This is a genomic window from Nitrospira sp. CMX1 (assembly GCF_054902215.1).
In genome coordinates, this window is sequence record NZ_JBUBKD010000078.1 from 105771 (window position 1) to 117081 (window position 11311).

An 11311-nucleotide genomic window follows, 5' to 3' on the forward strand; every position below is an offset into this window, starting at 1 on the left:
GTCATGGAGTTGTCGTATCGTGAAGCCCTCAATCAGGCCATGCGAGAGGAGATGCGCAGAGACCAGCGCATCTTTTTGATCGGTGAGGACGTCGCCTACTATCAAGGCGCCTTTAAGGTCAGCAAAGGCTTCGTTGAAGAATTCGGGCCACAGCGCGTGATTGATACGCCCATCACCGAAGCTGGCTTTACCGGCCTGGCCATTGGGGCAGCCATGGCGGGACTGCGTCCGATCGTCGAACTCATGACGATGAATTTCGGCATCCTGGCACTCGATCAGATTGTCAACAACGCCGCCAAACTCCGTTACATGTCCGGAGGACAATTGTCGGTGCCGCTCGTCATTCGTGGCCCCGGAAGCGCTGCCCACCAGCTGGGGGCTCAACATTCCCAAAGCCTGGAGGCCTGGTTCTGCCATGTGCCGGGGCTGAAAGTCATCGCGCCCGCCACGCCGCATGATGCGAAGGGTCTGCTCAAAAGTGCGATCCGAGACCCCAACCCGGTCATCTTCATCGAAGCGCAGCTGTTGTACAGGACGAAGGGTGAGGTCCAAGAGGGTGAGTTCACCATTCCGATCGGGGTGGCTGAGGTGAAACGGATGGGACGGGATGTCACCATCGTCGCCTATTCCAAAATGCTGTTGCTCGCATTGGAGGCTGCCGACGTGCTGAGTCGCGAAGGTATTGAGGCGGAAGTAATCGATCCACGCACGCTCAAACCGTTGGATCTCCAGACGATCGTGACATCGGTCAGGAAGACCGGCCGGCTGGTGATCGTCGAAGAAGGCTGGCATTTCTGCGGCCTGGGAGCGCAGATTGCCGAGAGCGTGTACTCGACCGCGTTCGACTATTTGGACGGTCCGATCCGGCGAGTCACCGGTGAAGATGTACCCATGCCCTATTGCCGTCCGCTGGAAGATGCGGCGATTCCGGACCTCTCGCGCGTGATCGAGGCGGTCAAGTCGCTACTGTGAGGGGAGGACAGCCATGGCCAGCCGTGTTGTAATGCCCAAGCTCACCGATACGATGGAAGAGGGCGTGCTCCTCGAATGGAAGAAGCGTGAGGGCGATCCGGTGCAGGCCGGAGAGGCGCTCGCCGAAATTGAAACCGACAAAGCGATCATGGATCTTGAGGCGTTCGCCTCCGGTATTCTCCGGAAGATTCTTGTGCAGAATGGGGAAACGGTAGAGTCTGGAAAACTATTGGGCGTTATCGGCGAGGCGGATGAAGACATCACGGAGGCCTTGTCTGACACGATCATGTCTGCGGCTGCGACCAGCGCCAAGCCCGCCGCTGCAGCGGCAACCTCGCCTGCTCCCTCACCCATGCCCACAGAAGAGAGTCGCATCATCGCCTCCCCACGGGCCAGGGCTCTGGCTGCTAAACGAGGGGTCGATCTCTCCACAGTGACCGGCACCGGTCCTAGTGGTCGAATCGTCGAAGAGGATGTGGCCAACGCGCAAGAGCCTGCCGCACCTGCCCTACCGGCTGGGACCGACCAGCCCCTGACCCAAATGCGGAAAGCTATCGCTAGGGCTACGGTCCAGAGTAAAGCGCCGGTACCGCACTTCTATCTGACGAGAGAAATCAATATGGAAGCGGCGGAGCAGTTTCGCCGTCAGTTCAAGAAAGAGCGGCAATCCCATCCCTCAATGACCGACCTGCTGATCAAAGCCGTGGCTCTGGCGCTCCGCAAGCATCCGGAACTGAACGTGTCCTATTCCGGCGAGGCGATCCGGCGGTATGAGCGCGTCGATATCGGCGTGGCGGTCGGACTGGAGGACGGCCTGATTACGCCCGTCATTCGTGATTGTGGCACCAAAACGCTGGAAACGATCTCAGCAGAATCTCGGGCGCTCATCGAGCGGGCCAAACAGAAGCGGTTGCAACCACAGGAATACAACGGCGCCACCTTTTCAATCTCCAATCTCGGCATGTTCGGCGTGGATAATTTTCTCGCCGTGCTCATCCCGCCGCAAGCCGCCTCGCTCGCCGTCGGTGCTGTTCGGGACATGCCAGTCATCGTAGCGGGAGCCGTGAAAGCCGGCCGCAGCATGCAGGTGACGCTATCGTGCGATCACCGGGCTATCGATGGGGTAACGGGCGCGAGGTTTTTGACGGAGCTGAAGCGCCTCCTTGAAGACCCGCACGAGCTTGCGAGTTCGACAGCAGCCGGGTGATGGGGCTCTGCTCTGACGACAACGTTCATTTTCTTCATAGAGATCATGCGCCTCGCGGGCTGGCCATAAGTTATTGTGGTGCCTCGCTGAGCACAGCGATTCCGGGCAGCTCTTCGCCCCCGATGAATTTCAACGAAGCCCCTCCGCCGGTTGACACATGGCTGATCTCCGTCTCCAACACTTCTGCCTTGCGTACCGCAGCGACGGTGTCGCCACCCCCTACGACGGTGAAAGCCCCACGCCACCGCGCCAGCGCCATGGCGCGAGCGATGTCGACCGTACCATCTGCGAACTCGTCGACCTCATAGGCACCCAACGGGCCATTCCAGAACACAGAGCCCGTGCCTGTGAGCACCTCGTGCGCGAAAGCCAGTGACGTATTGCGTCCGATATCCAATCCTTTGAACCCGGCAGGAATCGTCCCGTGGACGATCTGGATGCCATCTGGTTGCTCCATACTCCTCGCGATCACATGGTCCTGCGGCAGAAGAATGTGTTCCCGATACTTCGTCAGCATTTCTTGAGCCCAGGGGATGAAGTCCTGCTCCACCGGCGAATCGCCGGTCGCCACGCCTTGCGCCGCCAGGAACGTATACGCAATCCCTCCACCGAGAAGGACGGTATCGGCCTTGGGAAGGAGCGTCTTCAGTGCCGCCAGCTTGTCTTGAATCTTAAGACCACCGACCACCACCCGGAAGGGACGGGTAGGATAATCTCGAACATGGCTCAAGGCGTCGATCTCCCTCCCCACCAACAAACCAGCCAGCCGCTCAGCACACAGTTGAGCCGCCCCATAGGTCGATGTGTGTGCACGGTGGCTGGTGCCAAAGGCATCATTCACATAGAGGTCCGCCAGTGAGGCAAGCTGCTTCGCCAGGACAGGGTCATTCGCTTCCTCTCCCCGTTCAAACCGCAGATTCTCAAGCAGCAGAACCTCTCCAGGTTTCATGGCAGCGATGGCGTGCTTCACCGGCTCACCAACGACCGCGTTGACGAATTTCACCGCGGGAACCTTCAGCATCTCCCTGAGTCGATCGGCGACGGGCTTCAATGACAGCGCCGGCACCACAGTCCCTTTGGGCTTTCCTAGATGAGAGGCCAGGATTACTGTCGCGCCCCGCTGGGAAAGGTATTCGATCGTCGGGATAGCGCATCGGAGGCGGTGATCCTCTCGAATCTTCCCGTTGCTGATGGGGACGTTGAAATCCACCCGAACGAAGACACGTCTCCCTGTATAGCGATCATCTGGCAGATCGGAAATGACTCGTTTCATGAGTCAGCAACCTTCACTCGAATGGCGCCAGCTCGTCCTGAGTTTCACCGCTGTAACACGCTTTCCATTTTCAGGAGAGTCACGGTCGTCTTGAGAACCCGTATCGGGATTGAGCGAGATGTTATCAATGCCCTGTTCGACCAAAAACTTCGTGAAGTCCGGATAGTCTCTGGAGGCCTGACCCACAGATTCCAATTTTCCCCTTCGCCTTTGCAGCGTGGATGACGCTGGAAATCATCGACTCCACGGCCTGATTCCACTCATCAAGGATGAGGCGCCACGATTTCAGAATCTCAATCCACACCTATGCACGCCAATGGACAGCGCGATCTTTAGATGACCGAACTCCTTGTCCACTCGGTACCTGTGGGAGCTTGTCTAAGGCCGCCTCGGTGACCTTCAATACCGCCTCCGGAGAGACACCCGCCTATTCAAGCAGCAGACCGGCAGACCTGTTTCTTGTTCCATCAGCGCGAGCAGCAGGTGCTCGATGTCAATGCCTTGATGGCTTCGGCGCATCGCGTTGGCTGAAGCAGCCTGCAGTGCCTCCTGGAGCTTCAGCGTCATGCGATTCATGTCCATACGTTCCTCCCAACGTGACGCTTGTTCCTCATCCATGTTAGCCGGATCGGCACCCCCTTCATCCCGCGGGTCTGGGTGTAGACAGCCAAGATCACCCGGTGAGCGTGGCCGCATTGCATGGTCTGTCGATCACTCCACGAGAGGAATGTTGTCCAAGAAGAGTTTCTAAGATTGATGGGATCTTGCTCGTCACCACCCTGCACGAACAAAGTAGTAGAGACTAGAGAATCTCGCCAGAGAGTATCGGCGCACGCACTGGCAGCACGGGTGGGACAGGCTAGCAAACGGGCCATGTCCCTGCTTCCACACGACATCCCGTACTTAATCCACATTCAGACCTGCCTGCTTCAGGCGCGCATGTAACTGATCGATCTGTTTCAGGAGATCGATCATCACTGCAGCCGCCTCCATGCTCGCTCCAAAATCTCTCTGCAGCCGGGCAACTCGTCGAGCACATGTGAGATCCGCCGCACGAAATCGCCAATCCGTAGTCACTCTTCCTTCCGGTGCCAATACGCCCACCGCCACCAATTCGACAATCCACTCGACCTCTGCCCCGCAGGCCCTGGCCAACTCTTCAAGCGCTAGCACACCCTCATCACCAACCACACTCCCGATCAGAATCTCGTTCTCCATATCCATTTCCTCAGACTCCGAGTGAGTGGCGCGGATTGAATGTCAGTTCCCGCGCCATGGTGCGATAGATCTGTTGTGCCTGCTCCGTCTCCGCTGCCGGAAGGACTACTGCCAGGACAAGATAGAGATCGCCAGGCGGTTCACCGGGAATACCTCGTCCCTTGAGCCGTAGTTTTCGCCCACTCTGTGAGCCCGGGGGGACTTTGACTTCAACCACGCCGGTCGGTGTCGGTGCTTTGACTGTGGCTCCGAGGGCCGCTTCCCATGGTGCAAGCGGCAATGAGAGAGACAGATCACGGCCTTGTACCTGATATAGGGAGTGAGGATGAAAACAGATTTCGAGATAGAGGTCCCCTGCAGGCATCCCGTTGATTCCCGGAACACCTTGCCCTACCAGTCGGATATGCTGACCTTCATGGACGCCTTTGGGGATTTGCACATGCAGCGACCGCTCCCGCAACACCACCTGGCCTTCTGCATTCACCTGCGGGGCACGCAGGGTAACCATGTGGGTACCGCCGTGAAACGCATCATCGAGAGCAATGAAAATTTTCGCATGATGGTCCTCGCCATGAGTACGGGGGGGAGCGGTGTGACGGGCGAAGTTGCCAAACAAGGTGGAAAAGAAATCGCTATAGCCGGTATCTTCAGCTGCAGACGCGCCGCCGGGAGTGAACTCGAAGCCTGCAGCCCACTCCGGCGGAGGGGTAAATTCCTGTCCTGCCCGCCAGCGATTGCCTAGTTGGTCGTAGGCGGCGCGCTTCTCCGGGTCCTGGAGCACTTCGTAGGCTTCACCGATTTCCTTAAAGCGCGTTTCCGCTTGCGGCTCTTTACTCACGTCCGGATGATATTTTCGCGCCAGCTTCCGGTAGGCACTTTTAATGTCGTCGGCGGTCGCCGTGCGGTCAACCTTGAGGAGTTTGTAGTAGTCCTTAAATTCCATATCGATTCGTTTCCGGCTGTTTCGTCAACCACATCGGAAGCTCCCTGGGTGTTCGTTGTGCTGGGTAAGCGCATGGGCCTCACAGCATCGACATGGGCGAATCCCAAGAGCCACACTCGCCTTGACCACTCGCCCAAAAGCCAGGACAAACCAGGCAGACACACCTTCGACCGTCATTATCATCCTCTTCTGCCAGACTGGAGCATGCGACAAAATTTGATGCTGCTGTGCCTGCCCCTCTCAGATACGGGACTTTCAGGGTGTAGTTGCGGTGGCCTCTTTGGAGTTCAGGATCTCTTCAGCGGCGTTGCGGAAACGATTCACAATCGCCTTTAGTATCGGTACACCAGATATCTACAGACACGAAGTGCTTGTCATGGTCCCTCGGAGCACAGGCACCAATGAGCGGAGGCTGCTAGGATTGCGACCGTCTTCATCGCCTCTTCCAAAATGGTGGTTCCCTCCTGGCCGCACAACTGTGGGCATAGGAATGTGAGAGACGCATCAACCAACTAACGCCCAAGGATATGTGCCCACTCCTCTGCCTCCATTGGCCGTAAGAATGAACGGTTCGCATCAGTCATTTCCTCAGCGTCGCCTGACTCTCCTCCGCCTGTTCGCATGTCAGGCAGAAGGCTGCGGCAGGGACTGCCTCCAGCCTAGACTGGGGAATGCCGGTTCCGCATTGCTCGCATGATCCGTACCGCTCTGTCCCCAGCTTGAAGAGTGCCCGGTCGATCGCCTCGATCTCGGCCTTTGCTCGCCCATCCAGGCGATCAAGCAGCTGAACCATGGTCTCGTCCTGCCCTCGCTCCTCTACTTCGCTTTCGATATCACGTTGGAACCAGCGTAGTTCCTCTTCAGTCTGAGCAACCTGGCGAAACAAGTCTCGCCGTTGGCTTAACAGTTTCTTTCGAATACCCTCGACTAGTAGCATAGCAATATCCCTCCCTGACGACGCCCATGTCAGCTACAACTTATATCTGTTTCTCATTGTCTGTCGTCGAGCGTTGACTGCCGCCTCGTCATCCGTCGCTTTCTCAGCGAGAACATGCTTCCCACGCTCGATTATTTCATCAAGGACGATCTCATCTCATTCGCCTTCTCTAGGACGTCTTCCTCCGTCCACCTGGCATCTCCCTTCACGGCCCGACGAATCTATTCCCCGACTTCAGGGCAAGAAAAAGCGCTGCCACCACTCCGGCCGCGGCTCCCCCATCTTGACGAAGCTACGTTCAGGGAAGTGGCGTAGCCGTGGTGTCATTGGCCTGCATCGATATCTTTAGTTCTTCGATAGCCTTGGCAACATCTGTCTCCGTGGAACCAAATCGATCCCCCATCACCTTGATAGCTTGATTGATCGCTCTCTTCATCTTCGCGATTTGCTCTTCGGATGTCATGATTTAGCTCCGATCGTGTGAGGCTGACATGCCAATTTCTTCCGTCGATTGCTCGATGTCATTCACCCAGATCCACGACTTGATGAAGCAGCGGGTTACAACCCACACCACAGCCTGCCTGGTTGAGACGGGCTTTGGCGTTTTCCGCAGCATCCTTCGTGGCCCAGAGGGAGAAAGAAAACTCCCGACAGGGGGCGATTACGGCAAATGGTCCCTCCCCACTGAGCCATCGGGCATGACTTCCCCACCGCTGCGTTGCTTTCATACGCCAAGCTGACGTGGCCATCTTCTTGTCCACCTCCTGAATCGGCCATTGCCCGAAGGGTAATGGGACACAGTTCGTCAGATACGCCGCCTCGGTCTCTCGAAGTCCGTCACCCTCGCATTCAGAGATGCGACCATCTCACGCAGTGCCTTTGAGCCGGTCAAGAATTGCCAACAGGACTTTCTTGTTCTGTTGTAAGCCTTGCCGCATGGCCTGGTTGTCCGTGTGCCCAACCTCGGTACCTACGTCCGAGATGGCACTTGTAACTGCCTCCAACAATACCGCCTGTTCCTGAGGTGTCAGTGTCAGCTGCATAAGCTTCTCCTTCATAAACTCCACATCATCTGCTCGCAGAGACTGAAAAAGAGACCAGACCGCGTCTCCTCTCCCTCACCCGATCGGCAGGGAGGTCTCATTCGTGCCCACCCACTTAGCTCTCCCAGTTCGCCCGAAGCAGGTCCTCATTTTCCTCATACCGGCAGGTCAAGGTGCCCCGATACGCGTGATGCAACGCCTCGCCGATATGCCGCGCCAGATGGGGATCAGTCGTGGTGATGACCACCCCTCGGGGTGTTTCGGTTTGGTCCTCGATCGTGATAATCCGAGCCAACGGATGTTCGGCCTTCAGGCGAGCCTCCTCATTCCGGGCAAGCCCGAGTACCTGATCTCGATGCCTGACGACGATCTCACCGGTCAGCAGCAGCACCCCGCTCGGCGCATGGTCCCGGATCCGTTCGCAGGCCGGACACACCACGTCCTGACTGTCCGACGGCACAGGACCCCACATCCACCGCCCCTTGTGGTACACCGCCTGGCACTCACGACACACCGACGTCCCTTGGAGTTTGCCATTGGCTTTGTACGGGTCGTGCTTTCGGGGTCGAACCGATCGATCTTTCTTGTCTCGGGGAAGATGCGACGTCGCCATACCAGCTCCTTTGCTCTCTCGCATGAGAGATCTTTGGGTAATTCCGGCTGGAGCTCTCTCCTGACTCATCTCTCTCCAACCCCTCATCGTCCTCTACATGATGAATCTGCACGTGGCATGCCACTCTGCAACAGGCTCAACACTGTGGGAATGACGAGTAGCAAGAGAATAGTCCAACCTAGCTGCAGAGCACTCTCTATTGAGAGCGTGGCATTGGGGGGCAGAGAGAGGTAAAAGTCTTGTCCCCTAATGCCACAGTCTCGGGGAGGGGAAGGCTTCACGTGCGTCTGGGTCTGGCTGTCGGCTGTGAACAGTGACCGCCCACATCTCCTGACCCCGTGCAACTCTTCGCCTTCTTCCCGTCACAGTGATCCCGGATCGTGGCACTGCGGCGCAAATGAGCTGTTGCTTGCTCCCATTTCATGCCACGCTGAAACACTCTGAAGCGAGGGTTCACCCGATCAGTCGCGCAATACCAAAGGCCGCGGCCGCCGCCAACCCTCCGACGAGCACGGTTTGAAGCCCTCCCCGCAACGGCGGAGTGCCCGTGAACCCACTTTTCACATATCCAAAGATGAACAGGGCCACGGGGGTCACGGCAATCGACCCCCAGAGCGCCGTGAAGATATTGTCCAGAAAGATGTAGGGTAGGAGCGGGATGAGCCCCCCGACAATGTAGGACCCGGCAATAGTCAGCGCGCTCACACCAGCGCGCTTGGGATCCGGCACATCAAGCCCCAGTTCAAATCGCATCATAAAGTCCACCCATTGATCCGGGTTTGCCCGCAGCGTTGCGACCACAGGAGCAATGTGCTCACGGCTGAGTCCATAGCATCCCAAAATGCTGGTGACCTCGTCCTCTTCCCTGAGTGGATGTTGCTCAACCTCCCGTCGCTCCCGCCTTCGCTCCGAGTCATAATGGTCCGCATCGGTCCTGGCGGCGAGATATCCACCAAGCCCCATCGCGATTGAACCCGCGGCAATCTCGGCAAGACCAGCGGTCACGACGATCCCAGATGACGCAACGACACCGGAAAGGCCTGCCGCCAGTGCAAACGGGACCGTCAATCCGTCGGCCATGCCGATCACGATATCGCGAACGGTTGCCGTTGCGGTAAAATGCCTCTCGATATGCGGGGTCAGTGGCATGATATCGCCTCGTGCAGCGCGCGCGGATGGACACCTGTGATCCTCCAGAACGGGCCGGCGGTTTGGTAGAGAATAGATACCCCCCATGATCAGTTTGACCATGCCGTAGGTTCTATCGACCCGCCCCTTTTTATCCGGGCTTCCGGATCTCGATCACATCGCCTGCTTCGTTGAGTTCAATGGTAATCGACGTTCCCTCTTTCATCCCAGAGAGTTTGGTCTCTCCGTGCTGGACCGAAAATGTCCGTTCCCCTTCCGGCGTCGTGAGCGTGATCTCCTTCAAGTCCCTCGAAGCAGAGGTCAGCTTGCCGGTGATGAGGCGATGCACGCCCTCTTTCCCTTTCGCATGGTGGTCGACCGCAACATTATTGCTGCTGACCCAGAGCGTCAGTGTATCGCCGACCGTGACGTCATGCGGAGCCGTCTTGGCGGTCAGACTGTAGCGGCCCACGGATGTCTGCACAAAGACCAACCCGGACTTGATGTCCGTCACGACCCCCTCGAGCTTGATTCGAGAACCAGGGCCGGTATGAGGCATTGGGGCAATGGCAAGTTCTAATTCTAACTGGCGATGTACATCGATGACCTCACCCTTGTCGTTCAACTGCGCAGTGATCGGGCTTCCTTCGGCAAAGCTCCCGAACTTCGATCGATTCCGTTTCACGATGAAGTCCTGCTTGCCCTCCGGTGTCCAGAGAGTGATCGCTTCCTGATTTCCGGAGGTATAGGTCAGATTGCCTCTCACCCACCGGTGATGGGGCCTCGCCGCTCCTTTGGGGTAGGCATCGATGACCACATTATTTTCATTTACCCAGACAGTAATCCCATCGCCAACCTTCGCCGCGGTCAGCGCATCAGACTGGATACTCATAGTGCCCCAGGACGTGGTAACCATGATGAGACCGGACCGCATCTGGGAGATGACGCCGCTTATTTTTGTCGTCCAAACCTGGTCATCGGCAATCACCTGGATCGCTGTGACAGCGACGAGACAGGTCACGGCCAGAAAGTACCGCACAGCTGTTCTTAAGAATGTGGTCATAGGGGGCTCCTTCATTCGAATGATGAGCAGTCGCCCTGCGATCAGGGACTGGCACTGTCAAAGGCCAATCCTGAAGAGAGTCATACTGATCGGCAGCACCTCCCTGCGCTCTGACAGGTAGATACCAAAGGACGTTCGCGTGAGAACTGGTTTGAGTCTACCCTAGACCCAATTCGTGGTCTGGTCAGAATTGCTCAGCTCGCCAGAACCGCCCGTTTCCCTGTGCCTACGAACGATCCTTTCCCTCATCGCCCCGCATACGGCCACGCTCTGCCAGACCTCAGGCTAAGACTCAGCGCACACCGATTTCGAGCGGAGCCTCCCTTCTCAGCGGGAGTGCTGCTTGTCAATCTTCGCCCGCAGTGCCGATGCCAATCCAGGCTCGCAGGAGATCGTGCCGCGTCACGGAATAGGCAACCCTCCCATCCTTCTTCACGGGAAGATTGTGCAGGTGTCCGTTCTCCATCGTCCTGACGGCTTCTTCAATCGTGGTGTCAGCCGTGACGCTGATTCGCTCATGAACCATGATATCTTCCGCCGTCAGCTGAGAAAGATCCTTGCCGGCTTCCAACGCGCGAAGGACATCAAATTCACTGATGAATCCGATGAACTCGTGCCGATCATCGACCACCGGCGCGCCGGGAGTATGAGTGGACAATAACTCCAGCGCCACGAGCATCCCATTTTGACCGGCGTGCAAGAGGAGGGTATTGGTCCCTCTGATCTGCCCCACCGTTCGCAATCCTCCGGCCGGAACCCCTGGCAATTCCCACTTCGTCATCTTTCCTTGATTCAGCATCTGACGCTCCTTTCAATTTCACCCTGCATCATGGTGATCCATTAACCACTCGTTCCAAAAGCGAGGACCATGCCACCTCCACTCACCGAGAATTCAGGCAGTTGAGAGAACCTTG

At 57.4% G+C, this 11311-nt stretch carries 14 protein-coding genes; 2 read left to right on the forward strand and 12 right to left on the reverse strand.

Annotation, left to right across the window (positions count from 1 at the left end; translation table 11 throughout):
* The first annotated feature begins 3 nt into the window (after window positions 1-3).
* Both ACYX34_RS19945 and ACYX34_RS19950 read left to right on the forward strand, forming a co-directional pair.
* Window positions 4-972 (forward strand): pyruvate dehydrogenase complex E1 component subunit beta, encoded by a 969-nt coding sequence (locus ACYX34_RS19945; RefSeq protein ID WP_462078332.1) that lies wholly within the window; start codon window positions 4-6, stop codon window positions 970-972.
* A gap of 13 nt (window positions 973-985) precedes the next feature.
* Entirely contained in the window at window positions 986-2179 is a 1194-nt protein-coding gene (locus ACYX34_RS19950) for a dihydrolipoamide acetyltransferase family protein (RefSeq protein WP_462078333.1), read from the forward strand.
* 70 nt (window positions 2180-2249) lie between these two features.
* Here the strand turns inward: ACYX34_RS19950 and ACYX34_RS19955 are convergent, their stop codons facing one another.
* The 12 genes from ACYX34_RS19955 to ACYX34_RS20010 form a co-directional block, all read right to left on the reverse strand.
* Window positions 2250-3452, reverse strand: a complete 1203-nt coding sequence (locus tag ACYX34_RS19955) for a phosphoglycerate kinase (RefSeq protein WP_462078334.1) — start codon at window positions 3450-3452, stop codon at window positions 2250-2252.
* 399 nt (window positions 3453-3851) lie between these two features.
* A complete protein-coding gene (locus ACYX34_RS19960) occupies window positions 3852-4034 on the reverse strand; it encodes a Clp protease N-terminal domain-containing protein (RefSeq protein WP_462078335.1) in 183 nt (60 codons plus the stop codon).
* 321 nt (window positions 4035-4355) lie between these two features.
* Window positions 4356-4670: a chaperone modulator CbpM gene (locus ACYX34_RS19965; protein ID WP_462078336.1), complete on the reverse strand. Its 315-nt coding sequence runs from the start codon at window positions 4668-4670 to the stop codon at window positions 4356-4358.
* 10 nt (window positions 4671-4680) lie between these two features.
* Window positions 4681-5613: a DnaJ C-terminal domain-containing protein gene (locus ACYX34_RS19970; protein ID WP_462078337.1), complete on the reverse strand. Its 933-nt coding sequence runs from the start codon at window positions 5611-5613 to the stop codon at window positions 4681-4683.
* A gap of 580 nt (window positions 5614-6193) precedes the next feature.
* Window positions 6194-6550: a TraR/DksA family transcriptional regulator gene (locus tag ACYX34_RS19975; protein WP_462078338.1), complete on the reverse strand. Its 357-nt coding sequence runs from the start codon at window positions 6548-6550 to the stop codon at window positions 6194-6196.
* Window positions 6551-6848: 298 nt separating this feature from the next.
* Window positions 6849-7013: a hypothetical protein gene (locus ACYX34_RS19980; RefSeq protein ID WP_462078339.1), complete on the reverse strand. Its 165-nt coding sequence runs from the start codon at window positions 7011-7013 to the stop codon at window positions 6849-6851.
* A 58-nt stretch (window positions 7014-7071) separates the two neighbouring features.
* Window positions 7072-7299, reverse strand: a complete 228-nt coding sequence (locus tag ACYX34_RS19985; protein WP_462078340.1) for a hypothetical protein — start codon at window positions 7297-7299, stop codon at window positions 7072-7074.
* Window positions 7300-7416: 117 nt separating this feature from the next.
* Window positions 7417-7593 (reverse strand): hypothetical protein, encoded by a 177-nt coding sequence (locus ACYX34_RS19990; protein WP_462078341.1) that lies wholly within the window; start codon window positions 7591-7593, stop codon window positions 7417-7419.
* Window positions 7594-7708: 115 nt separating this feature from the next.
* On the reverse strand, window positions 7709-8206 hold the full coding sequence (locus ACYX34_RS19995) for a BCAM0308 family protein (RefSeq protein WP_462078342.1): 498 nt from the start codon (window positions 8204-8206) through the stop codon (window positions 7709-7711).
* A gap of 453 nt (window positions 8207-8659) precedes the next feature.
* Window positions 8660-9355, reverse strand: coding sequence for a VIT1/CCC1 transporter family protein (locus tag ACYX34_RS20000; protein WP_462078343.1), 696 nt, complete (start codon window positions 9353-9355; stop codon window positions 8660-8662).
* A 130-nt stretch (window positions 9356-9485) separates the two neighbouring features.
* Window positions 9486-10397: a hypothetical protein gene (locus ACYX34_RS20005; RefSeq protein ID WP_462078344.1), complete on the reverse strand. Its 912-nt coding sequence runs from the start codon at window positions 10395-10397 to the stop codon at window positions 9486-9488.
* 346 nt (window positions 10398-10743) lie between these two features.
* Window positions 10744-11196, reverse strand: coding sequence for a CBS domain-containing protein (locus tag ACYX34_RS20010; protein ID WP_462078345.1), 453 nt, complete (start codon window positions 11194-11196; stop codon window positions 10744-10746).
* Between the last annotated feature and the right edge of the window lie 115 nt (window positions 11197-11311).